Below are 19283 nucleotides of genomic sequence, written 5' to 3' on the forward strand. Positions count from 1 at the left end.
CGACTGCGCGTGCACGACTCGGCCACCGGTGGCCTGGTCGAGACCGGCCCCGAGACGGGCACGGCACGGATGTACGTCTGCGGCATCACGCCCTACGATGCGACCCACCTGGGCCATGCCAACACCTACCTCAGCTTCGACCTGCTCAACCGGGTGTGGCGCGACCTCGGGCTGGCCGTCAGCTACGTGCAGAACATCACCGACGTGGACGACCCGCTGCTGGAGCGCGCCGAACGCGACGGGGTCGACTGGCGCACCTTGGCCGAGTCCCAGACCGACCTGTTCCGCGGCGACATGACCGCCCTGCGAGTGCTGGCCCCCGAGCACTACGTGGGTGCCACCGAGACCATCGACCTGGTCGTCGGAGTCATCGAAACCCTTCGTGACAAGGGCATGGTCTACCAGCTCACCGATGACGCCCACGCCGACTGGTACTTCGACGTCGCCAGCGACGAGACCTTCATGGACGTCTCGGGGTTGGGCGAGCAGACGGCGATGTCCCGGTTCCTCGAGTTCGGCGGTGACCCCGAGCGTCCCGGCAAGCGCAACCCGATGGACTGTCTGGTGTGGATGCAGGCCCGACCGGGCGAACCGGCGTGGCCGTCGCCGCTGGGCACCGGGCGTCCGGGCTGGCACATCGAGTGCACCGCCATTGCCCTGGAGTACCTGGGCACCACCTTCGACGTGCAGGGCGGCGGCGCCGACCTGGTCTTCCCGCACCACGAGATGTGCGCCACCCAGGCCCACGCGCTCACCGGACAGGACTTCGCCAGCACCTACCTGCACTCCGGCCTGGTCGCCCTGGACGGCGAGAAGATGAGCAAGTCCAAGGGCAACCTCGAGCTCGTCTCCCGACTGGTGGCCAACGGCGCCGACCCGATGGCGGTGCGGCTCGCGCTGCTCTCGCACCACTGGCGCCAGGACTGGGAGTGGACCCCCGACCAACTGACCCGGGCCACCGAGCGGCTGGCGCAGTGGCGCGAGGCCGCCGGACTCGACCAGACCCTCGACGTCACCGCACTGGTCACCGCAGTACGGACCGCGTTGCGCACCGACCTGGACGCGCCGGGCGCCATCGCCGCCATCGACGCCTGGGTGGGTGCCAGCCTCAGCGTCGAGGGTGACGACAACGGCGCGCCCGTCTTCGTCCAACTCGTCGACGCCCTGCTCGGCATCGCGCTCTGACCGACCGAAAGGGCACCCCATGCTCGACCTGCTCACCCGGTTGCTCAATGCCCAGCTCGACCTCGGTTTCGGTGCGCCCATCCTGTGGCGCGAGATCATCGGCAACGGCTTCGGCCTGGCCTCGGCCCTGCTCGGGGCCACCCGCAAGGTATGGGCCTGGCCCATCGGCATCGTCGGCAACATCATCCTGTTCACCGTCTTCCTCGGCGGGGTGTTCAACACCCCCCAGAACCTGGACCTCTGGGGCCAGGCTGGGCGGCAGGTCTTCTTCTTCGCCACCAGCGTCTACGGCTGGGTGCTGTGGGCCCGCTACCGCAACTCCCACCAGGACCAGGGCGGCGTGGCCGTCCAGCCCACTTGGGCCGGTCGCCGTGGCCGTGTCCAACTGCTGGTGATGGCCGTGGTCGGCTTCGTGGCCTTCTACTTCGTCCTGAAGGCGCTCGGCTCGTGGGGCCCGGCCGCTGATGCCTGGATCCTGACCGGCTCGATCCTGGCCACCTACGGCATGGCCCGCGGCTGGACCGAGTTCTGGCTGATCTGGGTGGGTGTCGACATCGTCGGCGTGCCGCTGCTGTTGATGGCCGGGTACTACCCGTCGGCGATCATGTACGCCATCTACGCGGTGTTCGTCCTCTGGGGCTTCACCCGGTGGGTCGCGATCCAGCGCAACGCGCCGACCGAGCCCCGCCTCGCCGTGGCCGCCGCCGGTGAGGCCACCGCAGCGGCCGTGGACGGGCCGTCCACGACTGGGCGGTAGGGTGTGGGGGTGAGCAAGTCGTTCGAAGAGCTCTTCGCCCAACTGTCCGAAACAGCCCGTACCCGCCCCGAGGGGTCGGGGACCGTCGCACGTCTCGACGCCGGTGTCCACGGCATCGGCAAGAAGATCGTCGAGGAGGCCGCCGAGGTGTGGATGGCGGCCGAGTACGAGAGCAAGGAAGAGGCTGCCGAAGAGATCAGCCAGCTGGTCTACCACCTGCAGGTGATGATGCTGGCCCTCAACCTCGACCTGGACGACGTCTACCGCTACTTGTGAGAGAGCAATGACTGATACCCCTGTTGTGCCCGCCAGCCCCAATGGTGGGCCGATCAAGATCGCCGTGCCCAACAAGGGTGCGCTCAGCGAGGCAGCCTCGGTCATGCTGCGCGAGGCCGGTTACCGGCAGCGCACCGACCCCAAGGAACTCGTGCTCATCGACGAGGTGAACAACGTCGAGTTCTACTACCTGCGTCCCCGCGACATCGCGGTCTACGTCGGTGAGGGCACGCTGCACCTGGGCATCACCGGTCGCGACATGCTGATCGATTCCGGCACCAGCGCCATTGAGGTCAAGCCGTTGGGCTTCGGACGCTCGCGCTTCCGCTTCGCGGCACCGGCTGGTGGAGACATCCACGACCTGGCCGGCCTGGACGGACGACGGATCGCCACCTCCTACCCCGGACTGGTCAAGCAGTACCTCGACGGCCACGGGCTGCAGGCGCGGCTGATCCCCCTGGACGGTGCGGTCGAGTCGGCCATCCGGCTGGGCGTCGCCGACGCGATCGCCGACGTCGTCGAGACCGGCTCGACCCTGCGCAAGGCAGGTCTCGACGTGTTCGGCGACTCGATCTGCGAGTCCGAGGCGATCGTGGTGAGCCACCACGGCATCTCGCTGCAGAACGCCTCGGTGCAGCAGTTGCTGCGTCGCCTGGACGGCGTGCTGGTGGCCCGCAGCTACGTCATGGTCGACTACAACGTCGCCAAGAGCAACCTCGACGCAGCCTGCGAACTGACCCCCGGACTGTCCGGGCCGACGGTCTCACAGCTGGCCAAGGACGACTGGGTGGCCGTGCGTTCCCTGGTGCCACGCGCCGACAGCCAGCGACTGCTCGACGATCTCTACGAGGTGGGTGCTCGTGGCATCCTGCTGACCGACCTCGCCGCCTGCCGTCTGTGAGGGGGACCCCGTGAGCCAGCAGCCCCACCCGGGCGAGGACGTCCCGCCGTCACTGCGTGCAGAACTGGACGAGCGCGCCAGCTCTCGGACCCCGCTGCCGGTGGTCGAACCGCTGGCGCCGGGCCAGAAGCGGGTCTACCGCTCAGCCCCGGTGCTGCGGATGGCGACGATCCTCAGCATCAGCCTGGCGGTCTGCTTCTTCGGGTTGTGGTTCCTGCTCGAACAAGAGATTCGGGCGACGTTCACCTGGCCCCAGATCGGCACGCTGCTGTTCTTCATGGTGTTCATGATCGCCTTCATGATGGGCATCGCCCTGTCGCACATGACGCTGACCAGTGAGGGCATCACCGTCCGCAACGGCGTCTTCAGCGCCTTCCACCGCTGGGACGAGGTGGTCGACCTGCTCTATGGCCCCGGCGACACCTGGGCCTACCTGCGGCTGGCCCCCACCCCCGACAAGCCGGAGGGCCGCGACCGGATGGTGCTGGGCATCCAGCGCCAGGAGGGTGCCGCCGCCACCGAACGGGTTCGCGAGGTGCGCGCCTACATCAAGGCGCATCGCGCGCTGCTGCCGCACGGCTGAGGCCCGCGCACACTCACTCGATGCCGCGCTTCTTGAGCAGGGCCTCGATCTCGGCGTCCTCGCTGGAGAGCCCCTTGGAGGCTGGCTGCTGGGCGGCGGGCCTCGGTGCGACTGCACCCTGGCTGCCGGCAGCGCCCACCTCGGCCTTCTTGGCCGGCGCGTGGACCGAACCCGACCCGACAGAGCGCTGCTCGCTGGCGGCCTGGGCCGCGGCAAACTTCTGCTGCTCCTGCTTGCGCAGTTGACGTCGCTCCTTGGAGTCCGCGCGGCTGACCGGCTTGATGATCGCCGAGGCGAGGAAGAGCAGCACCCCGACGCCCAGGACGATGAGCCCGGCGATGGCCAGGGTGTCCAGCGCATTGTCGGCAAAGAAGCGGTAGACGGCCTCGACGCCCTCCACGAGCAGTTCCATCACACCGGTCAGCCACAGACCGATGGGGATGAGGATCAGACCAATGCCCTGCAACAGGTGCCGGTTGCCACGCAGGCGCTGCACGCCCAGCATGGTCCAGCCCAGCGCAGCGACGGCGAGCACGGCGGTGACGATGATGGCGATGGTGGCGGTGTCCATGCGTCCAGCCAACCACACGACCCCCGCCATCGGGCTCGACATGGTGCAGGTTCCACCCTGATGTTTCCCGCGGAATCCGAGGCGGACGAGCCGATAGCCTCGGACCATGTCCCACGCAGCTGACCGGCCGAGCCTTCCCGAACACCTGCTCGGCACGTCGCGAACCCTGGCCCAGCCCAATGCCCGGTGGTTGGGTGACACCGGCGCCGCCGACCCGGGCGTGCGGACGGCCCTGGCCCGGGCGGCAGCCGGTGACCCCGACCCGCGGATCGGGTACCTGCGGGCTGTCGCCGCTCTGGGCCAGGCGCGGTTGCTGATGCCGATCGTGGCCGAGGGCGACGAGTCGATGGAGGGCCCCGACCCGGACCGTCACGCAGAACTGGCGGCGGTCAGCGTCCGCAACGCGGCGGGGGAGCAGGCCCTGCTGGTCTTCACGGGCCTCGACTCGCTGACCGCGTGGCATCAGGGGGCACGTCCGGTGCCCGGTGACCTCGGTGAGGTGGCCGCCACGGTCGCCGAGGCGGGATGTGAGTTGCTGCTGGTGGACGCAGCCGGACCCACCCCGCTGCTGGTGGGTGCGGACCTGGTGGGCGAACTGGCCCAGGGCCGGCGTCTGGTGGAACTTGCCGACGGCGGGTTCGGCTGGATGTACCTGCAGGACTGAGGCGCCGCAGACCGTCCGGGCGGGGCCGGCAACCGATTTCGCGCGGGCGGCGGCCATCGGGTAGAGTCAGCCCTCGTGACCGGGCATCTGCCATGGTCCAGTGAAGTGGAGGCCTGACCTCCCACCTGATCGAGACCACTCGACGGGTCGGTACCGCACCACCGCACGGTGGTGGACGACCATGCTGCGGCATGGGCGTGCGTCCGGGCAACCGGGCAGGTGTGTCAGGCCTTCGCGTATCCGCGGGGGCCTTTGTTGTTTCCCGGACACCGGACCTGCCGCAGGACCGGGTCACCAGATCAGAATTTTCTACCTTGGAGGCACCATCAGCACCGAACCGCGTATCAACGACCGGATCCGAGTTCCCGAAGTTCGACTGGTCGGCCCCGCCGGCGAGCAGGTCGGCATCGTCAAGATCGAGCAGGCTCTGCAGCTCGCCCGGGAGCATGACCTGGATCTGGTCGAGGTCGCTGCAGAGGCGCGTCCGCCGGTCGCGAAGCTCATGGACTACGGCAAGTTCAAGTACGAGAACGCCCAGAAGGCCCGTGAGTCGCGTCGCAACCAGACGAACACCGTCATCAAGGAGATGAAGCTTCGTCCCAAGATCGACGCGCACGACTACGACACCAAGAAGGGCCACGTCGTGCGCTTCCTCAAGGGCGGCGACAAGGTCAAGATCACCATCATGTTCCGTGGCCGCGAGCAGTCGCGTCCCGAACTGGGTGTCAACCTGCTGAACAAGTTGGCCGAGGACGTCACCGAGTTCGGTTTCGTCGAGTCCAGCCCCAAGCTGGACGGGCGCAACATGCTGATGGTGCTGGCACCGGTGCGCAAGAAGACCGAGGCCAGCAAGGACATCGCCGTGGAACGTGATCGCAGGATCGCCGAGCGGGCCGCCAACCAGGAGGCGGAGCGGGTCGAGGAAGCCAAGATTCGCGCCGAGCACCAGCCCACCACGAAGAAGAAGAAGGGGCCCGCCGACAACATGGACCCCGACATCGACCTCTGAGCCAGCTGAGTTCTGCCCGGGTCGGCCCCCCGACCCGAATGTCTCGCGCCCAGCGAGGCAACCACTGCAAGCCACGCAACTCCGTGCCAGCGGAGCAAGCAACGATAGGAGCGGCAACATGCCGAAGATGAAGACCCACTCGGGTGCCAAGAAGCGGTTCCGCGTGACCGGCTCGGGCAAGGTCATGCACCGCCAGGCAGGCCGCAAGCACCTTCTGGAGAACAAGAGCTCGACGCGCACCCGTCGTCTCGCCGGCGACACCACCATGGAAAAGGGCGACGCCAAGAAGGTCATGAAGCTGCTCGGCAGCTACAAGACCCGCTGACCCCCACTGGTCACCGGCGTCCCGCGCCACGGCCGGCCCGCCAGCACGCTGGCACCCCACACGCATTGACCCACCCAGGTGGGTCGCAAGAACAAGGAGATACACCATGGCACGCGTCAAGCGTTCTGTGAATGCCCACAAGAAGCGTCGCGAAGTTCTCGAGATGGCCTCGGGCTACCGCGGACAGCGTTCACGTCTGTACCGCAAGGCCAAGGAACAGGTCCTGCACTCGATGACCTACGCCTACCGCGACCGTCGCGCCAAGAAGGGCGACTTCCGTGGCCTGTGGATCCAGCGCATCAATGCCGGTGCACGCGCCGAGGGCATGACCTACAACCGTTTCATCAACGGCCTGAAGAACGCCGGCGTCGAGGTGGACCGCAAGATCCTGGCTGACCTGGCCGTCAACGACCCGGCGACCTTCGCTGCGCTCGTCCAGACCGCCAAGGACAACCAGACCCCGGCTGCAGCCTGAGTCGGGGCGATTCCCCATAGTGGACATGAACGGGCCGACCGAGGCGGGGGCCGTGGAACTCGAACTGATTCCGCGCGCCCAGCTGCGGTCGGCTCGTCGGCTGTTGCAGCGCCGCGGACGCGAGGAGTCCGGACGCTTCCTGGTCGAGGGCGTGCAGGCGGTGCGTGAGGCGCTGCTGCATGGTGAGGTCGAGGCGCTGATCGCCACCGACCCGCACCGCCACGCCGACCTGCTCACCCTGGGCACCGCCGAGGAGACCTGGTTGGCCAGCGACGAGGACGCCGCCCAGTTGAGTGACACCGTCACCAGCCAGGGCGTCTTCGCGATTGCCCGGGCGGTGCCCGCCACCTGGGCCGACGTGACCCGTCCGCTGCTGGTGGTCATCTGTGCCCAGGTGCGCGACCCCGGCAACGCCGGCACCGTGATCCGCTGCGCGGACGCGTTCGGCGCCGACGCGGTGGTGCTGACCAAGGGTTCGGTCGAACTGCACAACCCCAAGACCGTGCGCGCGAGCGTGGGCAGTATCTTCCACCTGCCGGTCATCACCGGCGTCGACCTGGCCGATGCCGTCGAGCGGCTCCGCAGCCAGGGCCTGCAGGTGCTGGCCGCCGACGGTGGGGGAGCGAGCCTTGATGAGCTGGCCAAGCACGACAAGTTGAATCGTCCGACCGCCTGGATCATGGGCAACGAGGCGTGGGGGCTGCCGGAACTGGAACGGTCACTGGCCGACCAGGTCGTCGGGGTGCCGATGTGGGGTCAGGCCGAGTCGCTGAACCTGTCCACCGCTGCCGCGGTGTGCCTCTACGCCACCGCCAGCGCCCAGCGGGGACCCAACCCCAGCGAACCCGAGTACCGGATCTGAGATGAAAGAGGGAGCCCCATGAGTGGGCCGAACACGAACTTTGACCCGGTGCAGGTGACGCCGCTGAACGCCGACCAGGTGCAGGCGATGGTCACCGAGGCCGTGTCCGCCATCCGCGCTGCGGCCACCACGGCCGAACTCAAGCAGGCCCGCATCGCCCACACCGGTGACCGCTCACCCATCGCGCTGGCCAATCGCGAGATCGGCGCGCTGCCGCCCCAGGCGCGCAAGGACGCCGGTCAACGGGTCGGCCAGGCACGGGGTGCCATCAACAAGGCCCTGGCCGAGCGCGAGGCCGAACTGCGCACCGCTGAGCTGGCGTCCCAGTTGGCCAGCGAGACCGTCGACATGACCGTCCCGGTCGACAGCGCCCCCGTCGGTGCCCCGCACCCGGTGACCGCGCTGATCGACAAGATGTCCGACGTCTTCGTCGCCCTCGGCTGGGAGGTCGCCGAGGGTCCCGAGCTCGAGACGGAGTGGTTCAACTTCGATGCCCTCAACCTGGGGCCGGACCACCCTGCCCGGGCACTGCAGGACACCCTGTGGATCGACCCCGTCGAGGACGGCAAGTGCCTGCGCACCTCCACCTCCCCGGTGCAGGTGCACACCATGCTGGATCGGCGCGAGCCGCCGATCTACATCGTCAGCCCCGGCAAGGTCTTCCGTGCGGACGAGTACGACGCCACCCACCTGCCGGTCTTCCACCAGATCGAGGGCCTGTGCGTCGACAAGGGCATCACCATGGCGCACCTGCGCGGCACCCTCGACCACTTCGCGCGGGCCATCTTCGGTGACGTTCGGACGCGACTGCGTCCCCACTACTTCCCCTTCACCGAGCCCAGCGCCGAGGTCGACCTGGAGTGCTTCGTCTGCCACGGCGAGTCGGTCGGCAACCCGCAGCGTCCCTGCCGCACCTGCCGCTCCGAGGGGTGGATCGAGTGGGGGGGCTGCGGTGTGGTCAATCCCCGGGTGCTGGTCGCCGCCGGCATCGACCCCGAGGTCTACTCCGGTTTCGCCTTCGGCATGGGTGTCGACCGCGCCGTGATGAACCGCAACTCCGCCACCGACCTGCGCGACTTCGTCGAGGGTGACATCCGTTTCAGCCGTTCCCTGCTCGGAGGTGCCCGATGAAGGTTCCCGTTTCGTGGCTGCGTGACCTGGTCAGCCTGCCCGAGAACACGCCCACCGGCGAGATCGCCGACCGGCTGACCCGCGCCGGTGTCACCGTCGAGAAGATCGTCACCCTCGGCGGCGAGGTCAGTGGACCGGTCGTGATCGGCCAGGTGCTGTCCAAGCGGGCCGAACCGCAGAGCAATGGCAAGACCATCAACTGGTGCCGCGTCGACGTGGGCCCGGATTTCGTCGACGCCCAGGACCCGCGCAACAACGTGGAGGGTGAGGACGGACGCGGCATCATCTGCGGCGCCGACAACTTCGTCCCCGGTGACCTGGTCGTGGTGGCCCTGCCGGGGGCCGTCCTTCCCGGCGACTTCCAGATCGCGGCCCGCAAGACCTACGGCCACGTCTCCGACGGCATGATCTGCGCCGAGGACGAACTGGGCCTTGGCGAGGGCCACGACGGCATCATGGTCATCGACCCTGCGACCCCCGGCGCGGTTCCCGGCGCCGACGCGCTGGCCGTCCTGGACGCGCGCGCAGAGGTCCTCGAGACCGAGGTCACCACCGACATCGGCTACTGCCTGTCGCTGCGTGGCATCGCCCGCGAGACGGCGCAGGCCTTCAACGTGCGGTTCACCGACCCCTACAAGCCGTCGGCCGACGCCATCGTCCCCGTCGAGGGCGGCTACCCCGTGGTCGTCGAGGACGCCTCCTGCTCACTGTTCGTCACCCGCACCATCACCGGGGTCGACGCGACCGCGCCCACCCCCGACTGGATGAAGCGCCGACTGGACCAGGCCGGCATGCGACCGATCTCGCTGCTGGTCGACGTCACCAACTACGTGATGCTCGAGTCGGGCCAGCCCCTGCACGCCTATGACGGCGACACCCTGCAGGGTCCCATCGTGGTGCGCAAGGCCCGCCCCGGTGAAACCCTCGTCACCCTGGACGAGGTCAAGCGCAGCCTGGACGCCGACGACCTGCTGATCACCGACAGCTCCGGCATCATCGGCCTGGCCGGTGTGATGGGAGGACGTCACACCGGCATCTCGGAGCAGACCAGCACCGTCGTGCTGGAGGCGGCACACTTCGACGCCGCCACCATTGGTCGGGCCTTCCGTCGGCACAAGCTGCCCTCGGAGGCGTCCAAGCGGTACGACCGAGGCGTGGACACCGCCCTGGCCCTGCCCGCTGGACGGCGCGCCGCCGAGCTCATTGCCCACCTGGCCGGCGGCACCCTGGCCCAGGAGATCACCGTCGTCGGGGGCGTGGCACCCATGCCCCGCCAACAGTTGCAGGCTGACAAGCCGTCGGCCATCCTGGGCTTCCCGATCACCCGGGAGCAGGTCATCGGCACCCTGGAGGCGTCCGGGGTGCACGTCACGGCCATCGGGGACAGCCTGTCGCTGGTCCCGCCGACCTGGCGTCCCGACCTGGTCGACCCCTACGACTACATCGAGGAGGTCGGCACCAAGCTGGGGTATGAGAACATCCCCTCGGCGACCCCTCCCGTGGGCCTGGGCCGCGGCCTCAGTGCCGAACTGCGGGGACGCCGCGACGCGCTGGCGGCAGCGGTGGCTGCCGGGTTCGTCGAGCAGATCACCCTGCCCTTCCTGGCGGCCGGTGACATTGATCGGCTCGGGGTGCCCGCGCAGGACCCCCGTCGTGACCTGGTCAAGCTCGCCAACCCCCTGGACGACACCCACCCCTTCCTGCGCACCACCCTGCTGCCGGGGCTGTTCGCCGCCGTCACCAGGAACACCAGCCGCAGCAATGATGACCTGGCCCTGTTCGAGTGCGGGCGGGTCTTCGTCGGCGCGCAGCGCCCCAGCGCCCCGCGGGTGGGCGTGTCGGGACGCCCCAGCGACCAGGACCTGGCCGCCCTGGCGGCGTCCCTGCCCGACCAGCCCCGACTGCTGGCCGCGGTCGTGACGGGACAGTGGCACGCCCCGGCGTGGCGAGAGGGTCAGTTCCGCAGCGGCCCGACGGCTGGCTGGGAACACGTGGTCGCTCTGGCCGAGCGGGTGGCCGCCGCGGTCGGCGTCACCATCGAACGTCGTCAGGCGCAGGTCGCGCCCTGGCACCCCGGACGCTGCGCCGAACTGCTGGTCAACGGCCAGGTCATCGGGCTGGCCGGTGAACTGCACCCCGAGGCGATCGCGGCCTTCGACCTGCCGGCCCGCACCGCTGCGCTCGAACTCGACCTGGACGCCCTGCTGGCGGCCGCACCAGGCCCCGGCACGATCGCCCCGTTGAGCCCGTTCCCGCTGGCCAAGGAGGACGTGGCGCTGGTCGTCGACGCCGGTGTGTCCAGCCATGACGTCCGCCGGGCACTGATTGAGGGCGCCGGCGACCTGCTCGAAGAGGCGCACCTGTTCGACGTCTACACCGGGCCCCAGGTGGCCGACGGCAAGAAGTCGTTGGCCTTCGCGCTGCGCTTCCGCGGGACGACGACGCTGACCGACGCGCAGGCCTCCGCGGCGCGGGATGCGGCCGTGGCGGTGGCCGCCGAACGGTTCGGCGCCCAACTGCGAGCCTAGGTGAGCCGGTGGAATAACTATTCCGGTTGTGCAATAGTTATTCCATGATCACTGTTTCCGTGGCCGGTTGCACCGGCTACGCCGGGGGAGAGGTGCTTCGGCTGCTGCTGGGGCACCCGGACGTCACCATCGGCAACCTGACGGCCCATTCCAGCGCCGGCAGCGCGCTGGGTGCCCATCATCCGCACCTGGTGCCGCTGGCCGACCGTCAGATCCTGCCCACCACGGCCGAGAACCTGGCTGGTCATGATGTGGTCTTCCTGGCCCTGCCCCACGGGGCCAGCGCCGAGGTCGCCGCCCAGCTGGGTGAGGACGTGCTCGTCATCGACGCCGGCGCCGACCACCGGTTGAGCAGCGCCGAGGACTGGCAGCGCTTCTACCACTCCGAGCATGCCGGCACCTGGCCCTACGGCCTGCCCGAACTTCCCGGTGCCCGCACCCAGCTCGCCGGCGCGAAGCGGGTGGCTGTGCCCGGCTGCTACCCGACCACCGCCACCCTGGCCCTGGCGCCGGCCGTCACCGCCGGCCTCATCGACGGCAGTGACGTCACCATCGCTGCTGCCAGCGGCTCCTCGGGGGCCGGCAAGGCACCCAAGTCCCACCTGATCGGGGCCGAACTGTTCGGTTCGGCCAGCGCCTACGGCGTGGGCGGCGGCCATCGCCACACCCCCGAGATCGTGCAGAACCTGCGGGTGCTGGGGGCCGCCAACCCGTCGATCAGCTTCACCCCGATGCTGGTCCCGATGGCGCGGGGCATCCTGGCCGTGTGCACCGCGCCCCTGCAGCCCGGCGTCGACGCCGCCGCCGTCCGGGCCGCCTACGAGCAGGCCTATGCCCCGGAACCGTTCGTCCACCTGCTGCCCGAGGGCCAGTGGCCCATGAGCCAGTCGGTCGTGGGGTCCAATGCCGTCCAGGTGCAGGTCACCGTCGACGCGTCGGTCCACCGACTGGTGGCGGTGGCCACCCTCGACAACCTCACGAAGGGCACCGCCGGCGGTGCCGTCCAGTCCATGAACATCGCCCTGGGTCTCGACGAGACCACCGGCCTGTCCAGCGTGGGAGTCGCACCGTGAGTGGGTACTACTTGATTCGTGACGGACAGGGCGTCACCGCAGCCCAGGGCTTCGCCGCCGCCGGCGTGGCCGCCGGCCTCAAGACCAGCGGCAACGCCGACGTGGCGCTGGTGCACAACCTCGGCCCCGACGCGGTGGCGGCCGGCGTGTTCACCAGCAACCGGGTCGTCGCCGCACCGGTGGTCCACAGCCGCGTGGTGCTGGCCAACCACCGCGTCCGCGCCGTCCTGCTGAACTCGGGCGGCGCCAATGCATGCACCGGGTCCGGCGGGTTGGCCGACGCACGGGAATCCGCTGCCGCGACCGCCGCCGCCCTCGGGCTGCATGCCGACGACGTCGCCGTCGCCTCCACCGGTCTGATCGGGGTCCGTCTGCCCATGGACAGGCTGCGGGCCGGCATCAGCGACGCCGCGGCGGCGCTGAGCCCTGAGGGTGGGCCGTTGGCGGCGACGGCCATCATGACCACCGACACCGTCCCCAAGCAGGCCGAGATCACCACCGACGACGGCTGGACCGTCGGCGGCATGGCCAAGGGCGCCGGCATGCTGGCACCGGGTCTGGCCACCATGCTGGTCGTGATCACCACCGACGCCCGGGTGGATCCGCTGGTGCTCGACCGGGCCCTGCGCACCGCCTGCCGGCTCACCTTCGACCGGCTCGACACGGACGGTTGCATGTCCACCAACGACACCGTCCTCGCCCTGGCCTCCGGGGCGTCCGGGGTCGAGGTCGACGGCCCGCAGCTGGCGGACGCGCTGGTGGCGGTCTGTGGTGACCTGTGCCAGCAGATGATGGCCGACGCCGAGGGCGCCGACCACGACATCACCATCGAGGTGGTCAACGCCGACAGCGTCGAGGACGCCGTCGAGGTGGGGCGCGCCATCGCCCGCAGCAACCTGTTCAAGACCGCCGTCGCCGGCAATGACCCCAACTGGGGGCGCGTGCTGGCCCAGATCGGCACCACTGCCGCCGAGTTCGACCCCGACGAGCTCGACGTCAGCTTCAACGGCGTCCAGGTCTGCACCGGCGGCGGCATCGGCGCACCGCGCGAGGACGTCGACCTGACCGGACGCCAGGTGCACGTGCTGGTCGACCTGCACGCGGGCACCGAGAGCGCCAGCATCCTGACCAGCGACCTGACCCACGGCTACATCACCGAGAACGCGGAGTACTCCACATGAGCCTGATCCGCAAGGACGACCAGGACCGCCTGATCACCAAGGCCAGCATCCTGATCGAGGCGCTGCCCTGGCTGACCGAGTACGCCGGCAAGATCATCGTCATCAAGTACGGCGGCAACGCCATGATCGACGAGGGACTCAAGCGGGCCTTCGCCGAGGACATCGTCTTCCTGCGCCGCTGCGGTGTGCTGCCCGTGGTGGTCCACGGCGGCGGTCCGCAGATTTCCAGCATGCTGGACCGGCTGAACATCGACTCGGAGTTCAAGGGTGGGTTCCGGGTGACCACCGCCGAGGCGATGGACGTCGTGCGGATGGTCCTGGTCGGCAAGGTCGGCAGGGACCTGGTCGGCCTCATCAATGCCCACGGCCCGCTGGCCATCGGCATGTCCGGTGAGGACGGTGGCCTGTTCACCGCCACCCGCCGCAGCGTCCACGTCGACGGTGAGGACCTCGACATTGGCCTGGTGGGTGACGTCGCGCACGTGCGCCCCGAGTCGATCCGCGACCTGTTGGATGCTGGACGCATTCCCGTCATCGCCAGCGTCGCCCCCGACGAGACCGGGCAGGTCCACAACATCAATGCCGACACCGCCGCCGCGGCCCTGGCCAGCGCCCTGGGTGCCGAGCGCCTGGTCATGTTGACCGACGTCGCCGGTCTGTACGCGAACTGGCCCGAGTCCGACGACGTGATCACCCAGATCAGCGCCCACGAACTCGAGGCGATGCTGCCGACCCTGTCGAGCGGGATGGTGCCGAAGATGGAGGCCTGCCTACGGGCCGTCACCCACGGCGTGCCCCGCGCCACCATCATTGACGGGCGCGTGCAGCACTGCCTGCTGCTCGAGATCTTCACCGACGACGGGGTCGGCACCATGGTCTACGGCCACGCCGACACGACCCGCGAACAGCGCGCCATCACGCTTCCCGACGATGAGGACACCCCCGCATGAGCGACTACACCAGCACCGAGCTCACCGACCTGCACGCCGCCCCCGGCGCCCAGGCCGAGCTCACCGACCGCTACTCCCAGGTGATGATGAACGCCTTCGGCGGTCCGCAGCGGGTCTTCGTCCGCGGTGAGGGCGTCTTCGTCTGGGACGCCGACGGCAACCGCTACCAGGACATGCTGTCCGGGCTCGCCGTCACGGCCCTGGGCCACGCCCACCCGGCCGTGCTGCAGGCCATCACCAGCCAGCTGATGACCCTGGGCCACGTGTCCAACTTCTTCGCCACCCCCGCCCAGGTGGCGCTGGCCGAGAAGCTCGTGGGCACCGTGCTCGGAGCCCCGATCGGCAGCGCCCGGGTCTTCTTCACCAACTCAGGTACCGAGGCCAACGAGGCCGCCTGGAAGCTCACCCGGCTCACCGGCCGCACCCGGATCATTGCCATGGAGGGCAGCTTCCACGGACGCACCGCCGCCGCGCTGGCCCTGACCTGGAACGAGAAGTACCGCCAGCCCTTCCAGCCGCTGCCCGGCGAGGTCACCTTCGTCCCCTACGGCGACGAGGCGGCGCTGAGGGCCGCGCTGGACGAGACCGTCGCCGCTGTCATCATCGAGCCCATCCAGGGCGAGAACGGGGTGGTCAGCCCGCCCGACGGATACCTGGCCGCGGCCCGCGAGGCCACCCGCACCCACGGCGCCCTGCTGTGGTTCGACGAGGTGCAGACCGGCATGGGGCGCACCGGCCAGTGGCTCGCCGCCGGCGACGTGGACGCCGACCTGGTCACCCTGGCCAAGGGTCTGGGCAACGGCTTCCCGATCGGCGCCGTCCTGGCCCGGGGCGCCGCCGCGAACCTGTTGCAGCCCGGCCAGCACGGCACCACCTTCGGGGGCAACCCGGTGGCCTGCATCGCGGGCCTGGCCGTCATCGCCGTCATTGAACGTGACGGACTGCTGGCCAACGCCACGACCATGGGTGACCTGCTCGCCCGACGCATCGCAGAACTGCCGCACGTCACCCACGTCAGTGGCCGCGGACTGCTGCGTGGGGTGAACTTCGACGCCGACATCGCCGCCGAGGTCAACACCGAGCTGCTCGGCCGTGGCTTCATCTCCAACGCCCCCCGCCCGCACGTGCTGCGGGTCGCACCCCCGTTGATCCTCACCGCCGACCAGGCCAACGGTTTCGTCGACGCACTGGCCGACGTGCTGGCTGACCAGCGCTGGGGAACCGGCGATGGCCGCTGAGCGACAGCTGTCCCGGGCAGCCCGACGGGCGCTGGTGCAGAACGTGATCGAGACCCGCCCCGTCTCGTCCCAGACCGAGCTGGCCGACCTGCTCGCCGACGAAGGTGTGCAGGTCACGCAGGGCACCATCTCCAAGGACCTGCTGGAGCTGCGCGCGGTGCGCCAGCGCGACGCCGACGGCGCACTGCGCTACGTCATCCCCGACGACGAACCGCTCGGCGAGGTCAGCCACCTGACGCGGTTGGCGCGGCTGTGCACCGAGATGCTCCTGGACGTGGTGCCCGCCGGGAACCTCGTCGTCGCCCACACCCCGGCCGGGGCCGCGCAGTACTTCGCCTCGGCGATCGACAGGGCATCCCTGCCCGGGGTGGTGGGCACCATCGCCGGCGACGACACGGTGCTGCTGATCGCCGGGGACGCCGAGAGCGGCGCCGGCGTGGTGGAGCGGCTGCGTGGCCTGGCCCGCGGCACCAGGGGAGCCCTCGATGCGGACTGACCAAGCAGTGCATCCATGACGCGTGAACAACTGAAGGGACACTCGATGAGCAACGACCAGGCCGAGGGCCACGAGGGCAAACTCTGGGGCGGACGCTTCCAGGGCGGGCCAGCCGAGGCCATGTTCGCGCTGTCCAAGTCGACGCAGTTCGACTGGCGCCTGGCCCGCCACGACCTGGCCGGGTCCCGGGCGCACGCCATGGCGCTGCATGCCGCCGGCCTGTTGACCGATGACGAACTGTCCCGGATGCACGAGGGCATCGCCGAACTCGACGCCCGCGTCGCCGACGGACGCTTCGGCCCCGCCGCGACCGATGAGGACGTCCACGGTGCACTCGAGCGTGGCCTGACCGAGATCCTCGGGGCCGAACTGGGCGGACGACTGCGGGCCGGCAGGTCACGCAACGACCAGATCGCCACCCTCATCCGCTCCTGGCTGCGCGAACAGGTGCGCCTGCTCACCGCGGAGGTGGTGGGGGTCGTCTCGGCCCTGCACCAGCAGGCCGGCAACAACATCGGCGCCATCATGCCCGGGCGCACGCACCTGCAGTCGGCCCAGCCGGTGCTGCTCAGCCACCACCTGCTGGCCCACGCCTGGCCACTGCTGCGCGACGTCCAGCGTCTGGTCAGCCTGGACGAGCGACTCGCCCTCAGCCCCTACGGGTCGGGGGCCCTGGCGGGAACCTCGCTGGGGCTCGACCCGCAACTGGTCGCCCGGGAACTCGGATTCGCCGACTCGGTGCCCAACTCCATCGACGGTACCGCAGCCCGTGACCTGGTCAGTGAGGCCGCCTACGTGCTGGCCCAGATCGGTGTCGACCTGTCCCGACTCAGCGAGGACGTCATCCTGTGGTGCACCCACGAGTTCGGCTTCGCGACCCTGGCCGACGCCTGGTCGACGGGCTCCAGCATCATGCCGCAGAAGAAGAACCCCGATGTGGCCGAGTTGGCCCGCGGCAAGGCCGGTCGCCTGATCGGCAACCTGGCGGGACTGCTGGCGACCTTCAAGGGACTGCCGCTGGCCTACAACCGTGACCTGCAGGAGGACAAGGAACCCCTGTTCGACGGAGTCGACCAGTTGCGGGTGCTGCTGCCGGCCGTGGCCGGCATGGTCGGCACCCTGACCTTCCACCACGAACGGATGGCCAGCCTGGCCCCCCGCGGGTTCTCCCTGGCCACCGACGTCGCCGACTGGCTGGTGCGCCAGCGCGTGCCCTTTGCCCAGGCCCACGAGATCGCCGGCCACGCCGTGCGCTACTGCGAGCGTCACGGCATCGAGTTGTCCGACCTCACGCCGGCACAGTTGACCGAGATCGACACCCGCCTCACCCCCGGGGTGCTGGACGTGCTGACCGCCGAAGGCTCGGTGGCCTCGCGCAACGGCCGTGGCGGCACCGCGCCGGAGCAGGTGCGCCGACAGTTGGACGAGGTGGCCGCAGCACTGGCGCGGGCAGACGAGTTCTCGTCGAGCAGCGTCTGATCGCTAGGCTGCCACCCATGAATGCTGTCCTGGACGAACTTGCCTGGCGCGGGCTGATCGCGCACTCCACCGACCTCGAGAAGCTCGCGGCCGAGATGGACAAAGGGCCGATTCGTTTCTATGTCGGCTTCGACCCGACCGCGCCCAGCCTGCACATCGGTCACCTCATCCAACTGGTGACCGCCCGACGGCTCCAGGAGGCCGGGCACCGTCCCGTGCTGCTGGTCGGCGGCGCCACCGGCCTGATCGGTGACCCCAAGGAGAGTGGGGAGCGGGTGATGAACGCCCCGCAGCTGGTGGCCGGCTGGGTCGAGCGACTGCGCGGCCAGGTCGCCCGCTACGTCAGCTTCGAGGGCGACAGCGCCGCCATCGTGGTGAACAACCTCGACTGGGCCGGCCAGTTGAACGTCGTGGAGTTCCTGCGTGACATTGGCAAGCACTTCCCCGTCAACCGGATGCTCGCCCGCGACGTGGTGGCCAAGCGCCTGGAGCAGGGCATCTCCTACACCGAGTTCAGCTACGTCCTGCTGCAGTCGATGGACTACCTGGAACTGCACCGCCGCCACGGGGTGGTGCTGCAAACCGGGGGCTCCGACCAGTGGGGCAACATCACCGCCGGCGCCGACCTGGTGCGTCGCTCCGAGGGGACCCACGTCCACGCCCTGGCCACCCCGCTGCTGACCCGCGCCGACGGCACCAAGTTCGGCAAGACCGAGGGCGGGACCGTCTGGATCGACGCCGAGCTCACCTCGCCCTACGCCTTCCACCAGTTCTTCCTGAACGCCGAGGACGCCAAGGTCATCGAGTACATCAAGGTCTTCAGCTCCAGGTCCCGTGAGGAGATCGACGAACTGGCGGCACTGACCGCCTCCGAACCGTTCCGTCGAGCCGCCCAACGGGCCCTGGCCGATGAGCTGACCGACCTGGTCCACGGACCGGCCGAGCGCCGGGCCGCCACTGACGCCGCCGCAGCCCTGTTCGGACGCGGAGACCTGGCCGAACTGCCGGCCAGCACCCTCGCCAACGTGGCGACGGAGGTCGGCGGGGCCACCCTCGACCCCGACCGGGACCTGCCCGACATGGCGGAGGCGCTGCAGCTGGCCGGGGTCGTGGAGTCCCGTTCGGCCGGCCGGCGGGCGATCCAGGAGGGCGGCGCCTACCTGAACAACACCAAGGTCACAGATCCCGAGCTTCGTCTGGGGGAGGACGACTTCCTGGCCGGCGGGCATGCCGTGCTGCGCCGGGGGAAGAAGACCGTCGGGGTGCTCAGCCGGCCCCAGTGGTGACCCGACCATCAACACCCAACTGACAAGCCCTTTCGGCGCCCCGGTGACCTCACCGGGGCGCCGATTTGCCAAGCCGGGCGCGCCTGAGTAATGTTCATCAAGCCCTGAGGGTGAAACGGACAGGCCGGGAGGCTGGGACGGACCCGGGGACACCATCACAGTTGTTGTCAGGACGAGGCGTGTGCTCATTTGGGGCCCGCTGAGGGTCCTGGCTGCAGCGCGCCCAGGATGGTGTGGCTGCTTCGGTCGGGTTTGACTCGCTGGAGGTGGCTGGGTAAGGTTGGGCAAGTTGCCGAAGGGCAAGTGCAAGTAC

At 69.6% G+C, this 19283-nt stretch carries 20 protein-coding genes; 19 read left to right on the forward strand and 1 reads right to left on the reverse strand.

Annotation, left to right across the window (positions count from 1 at the left end):
- The 5 genes from mshC to IPV09_RS14710 all read left to right on the forward strand — a co-directional run.
- A partial coding sequence (gene mshC / locus IPV09_RS12935; protein WP_207475681.1) for a cysteine--1-D-myo-inosityl 2-amino-2-deoxy-alpha-D-glucopyranoside ligase occupies positions 1–1185 on the forward strand: 1185 nt, incomplete at its 5' end.
- A 19-nt stretch (positions 1186–1204) separates the two neighbouring features.
- Positions 1205–1942, forward strand: coding sequence for a nicotinamide riboside transporter PnuC (pnuC, locus tag IPV09_RS12940; protein ID WP_207475682.1), 738 nt, complete (start codon positions 1205–1207; stop codon positions 1940–1942).
- Positions 1943–1951: 9 nt separating this feature from the next.
- Positions 1952–2218, forward strand: coding sequence for a phosphoribosyl-ATP diphosphatase (locus tag IPV09_RS12945; RefSeq protein ID WP_207475683.1), 267 nt, complete (start codon positions 1952–1954; stop codon positions 2216–2218).
- Positions 2219–2225: 7 nt separating this feature from the next.
- Positions 2226–3119, forward strand: a complete 894-nt coding sequence (gene hisG, locus IPV09_RS12950) for an ATP phosphoribosyltransferase (protein ID WP_207475684.1) — start codon at positions 2226–2228, stop codon at positions 3117–3119.
- 10 nt (positions 3120–3129) lie between these two features.
- Complete coding sequence (locus IPV09_RS14710; RefSeq protein WP_207475685.1) at positions 3130–3702, forward strand: PH domain-containing protein; 573 nt, start codon at positions 3130–3132, stop codon at positions 3700–3702.
- A 13-nt stretch (positions 3703–3715) separates the two neighbouring features.
- Here the strand turns inward: IPV09_RS14710 and IPV09_RS12960 are convergent, their stop codons facing one another.
- The gene (locus tag IPV09_RS12960; protein WP_207475686.1) at positions 3716–4273 is read right to left on the reverse strand and encodes a hypothetical protein; all 558 of its coding nucleotides are present in this window, start codon (positions 4271–4273) and stop codon (positions 3716–3718) included.
- A gap of 106 nt (positions 4274–4379) precedes the next feature.
- Between IPV09_RS12960 and IPV09_RS12965 the strand changes: the two genes are divergently transcribed.
- The 14 genes from IPV09_RS12965 to tyrS all read left to right on the forward strand — a co-directional run bounded on the left by IPV09_RS12965 (position 4380) and on the right by tyrS (position 18970).
- A complete protein-coding gene (locus IPV09_RS12965) occupies positions 4380–4937 on the forward strand; it encodes an SseB family protein (protein ID WP_207475687.1) in 558 nt (185 codons plus the stop codon).
- Between the two features lie 181 nt (positions 4938–5118).
- Positions 5119–5946, forward strand: a complete 828-nt coding sequence (gene infC / locus IPV09_RS12970; protein ID WP_207475688.1) for a translation initiation factor IF-3 — start codon at positions 5119–5121, stop codon at positions 5944–5946.
- Positions 5947–6064: 118 nt separating this feature from the next.
- Entirely contained in the window at positions 6065–6271 is a 207-nt protein-coding gene (gene rpmI / locus IPV09_RS12975; protein ID WP_207475689.1) for a 50S ribosomal protein L35, read from the forward strand.
- A gap of 106 nt (positions 6272–6377) precedes the next feature.
- Positions 6378–6746, forward strand: a complete 369-nt coding sequence (rplT, locus tag IPV09_RS12980; protein ID WP_207475690.1) for a 50S ribosomal protein L20 — start codon at positions 6378–6380, stop codon at positions 6744–6746.
- A gap of 19 nt (positions 6747–6765) precedes the next feature.
- Positions 6766–7608: a TrmH family RNA methyltransferase gene (locus IPV09_RS12985; protein ID WP_370590327.1), complete on the forward strand. Its 843-nt coding sequence runs from the start codon at positions 6766–6768 to the stop codon at positions 7606–7608.
- Positions 7609–7626: 18 nt separating this feature from the next.
- A complete protein-coding gene (pheS, locus tag IPV09_RS12990; RefSeq protein WP_207475692.1) occupies positions 7627–8739 on the forward strand; it encodes a phenylalanine--tRNA ligase subunit alpha in 1113 nt (370 codons plus the stop codon).
- Positions 8736–11267 (forward strand): phenylalanine--tRNA ligase subunit beta, encoded by a 2532-nt coding sequence (pheT, locus tag IPV09_RS12995; protein ID WP_207475693.1) that lies wholly within the window; start codon positions 8736–8738, stop codon positions 11265–11267. The genes pheS and pheT overlap by 4 nt, the downstream gene beginning before the upstream one ends.
- A gap of 44 nt (positions 11268–11311) precedes the next feature.
- Positions 11312–12340 carry an N-acetyl-gamma-glutamyl-phosphate reductase gene (gene argC, locus IPV09_RS13000; protein ID WP_207475694.1) on the forward strand — a complete coding sequence of 343 codons (1029 nt, stop codon included), beginning with the start codon at positions 11312–11314 and terminating at the stop codon, positions 12338–12340.
- Positions 12337–13521: a bifunctional glutamate N-acetyltransferase/amino-acid acetyltransferase ArgJ gene (argJ, locus tag IPV09_RS13005; RefSeq protein ID WP_370590328.1), complete on the forward strand. Its 1185-nt coding sequence runs from the start codon at positions 12337–12339 to the stop codon at positions 13519–13521. Before argC ends, argJ begins: the two co-directional genes overlap by 4 nt.
- Positions 13518–14471: an acetylglutamate kinase gene (gene argB / locus IPV09_RS13010; protein ID WP_207475695.1), complete on the forward strand. Its 954-nt coding sequence runs from the start codon at positions 13518–13520 to the stop codon at positions 14469–14471. Before argJ ends, argB begins: the two co-directional genes overlap by 4 nt.
- A complete protein-coding gene (locus IPV09_RS13015; RefSeq protein WP_207475696.1) occupies positions 14468–15709 on the forward strand; it encodes an acetylornithine transaminase in 1242 nt (413 codons plus the stop codon). The genes argB and IPV09_RS13015 overlap by 4 nt, the downstream gene beginning before the upstream one ends.
- Entirely contained in the window at positions 15699–16205 is a 507-nt protein-coding gene (gene argR, locus IPV09_RS13020; RefSeq protein ID WP_207475697.1) for an arginine repressor, read from the forward strand. The genes IPV09_RS13015 and argR overlap by 11 nt, the downstream gene beginning before the upstream one ends.
- Positions 16206–16220: 15 nt before the next feature.
- On the forward strand, positions 16221–17684 hold the full coding sequence (gene argH, locus IPV09_RS13025) for an argininosuccinate lyase (RefSeq protein ID WP_370590329.1): 1464 nt from the start codon (positions 16221–16223) through the stop codon (positions 17682–17684).
- A gap of 17 nt (positions 17685–17701) precedes the next feature.
- On the forward strand, positions 17702–18970 hold the full coding sequence (gene tyrS, locus IPV09_RS13030; RefSeq protein WP_207475698.1) for a tyrosine--tRNA ligase: 1269 nt from the start codon (positions 17702–17704) through the stop codon (positions 18968–18970).
- The last annotated feature ends 313 nt before the right edge of the window (positions 18971–19283 follow it).

The organism is Tessaracoccus sp. SD287 (assembly GCF_017355265.1).
Classification (GTDB): domain Bacteria; phylum Actinomycetota; class Actinomycetes; order Propionibacteriales; family Propionibacteriaceae; genus Aestuariimicrobium.

Bases quoted from the DNA above. Each gene is read 5' to 3' on its own strand.
- hisG (WP_207475684.1), top strand. From the start codon at position 2,226: ATGACTGATACCCCTGTTGTGCCCGCCAGCCCCAATGGTGGGCCGATC.
- rplT (WP_207475690.1), top strand. From the start codon at position 6,378: ATGGCACGCGTCAAGCGTTCTGTGAATGCCCACAAGAAGCGTCGCGAA.
- rpmI (WP_207475689.1), top strand. From the start codon at position 6,065: ATGCCGAAGATGAAGACCCACTCGGGTGCCAAGAAGCGGTTCCGCGTG.
- pnuC (WP_207475682.1), top strand. From the start codon at position 1,205: ATGCTCGACCTGCTCACCCGGTTGCTCAATGCCCAGCTCGACCTCGGT.
- IPV09_RS13015 (WP_207475696.1), top strand. From the start codon at position 14,468: ATGAGCGACTACACCAGCACCGAGCTCACCGACCTGCACGCCGCCCCC.
- IPV09_RS12965 (WP_207475687.1), top strand. From the start codon at position 4,380: ATGTCCCACGCAGCTGACCGGCCGAGCCTTCCCGAACACCTGCTCGGC.
- IPV09_RS12960 (WP_207475686.1), bottom strand. From the start codon at position 4,273: ATGGACACCGCCACCATCGCCATCATCGTCACCGCCGTGCTCGCCGTC.
- tyrS (WP_207475698.1), top strand. From the start codon at position 17,702: ATGAATGCTGTCCTGGACGAACTTGCCTGGCGCGGGCTGATCGCGCAC.
- pheT (WP_207475693.1), top strand. From the start codon at position 8,736: ATGAAGGTTCCCGTTTCGTGGCTGCGTGACCTGGTCAGCCTGCCCGAG.
- argB (WP_207475695.1), top strand. From the start codon at position 13,518: ATGAGCCTGATCCGCAAGGACGACCAGGACCGCCTGATCACCAAGGCC.
- argR (WP_207475697.1), top strand. From the start codon at position 15,699: ATGGCCGCTGAGCGACAGCTGTCCCGGGCAGCCCGACGGGCGCTGGTG.
- infC (WP_207475688.1), top strand. From the start codon at position 5,119: ATGCTGCGGCATGGGCGTGCGTCCGGGCAACCGGGCAGGTGTGTCAGG.
- pheS (WP_207475692.1), top strand. From the start codon at position 7,627: ATGAGTGGGCCGAACACGAACTTTGACCCGGTGCAGGTGACGCCGCTG.
- argH (WP_370590329.1), top strand. From the start codon at position 16,221: ATGACGCGTGAACAACTGAAGGGACACTCGATGAGCAACGACCAGGCC.
- argC (WP_207475694.1), top strand. From the start codon at position 11,312: ATGATCACTGTTTCCGTGGCCGGTTGCACCGGCTACGCCGGGGGAGAG.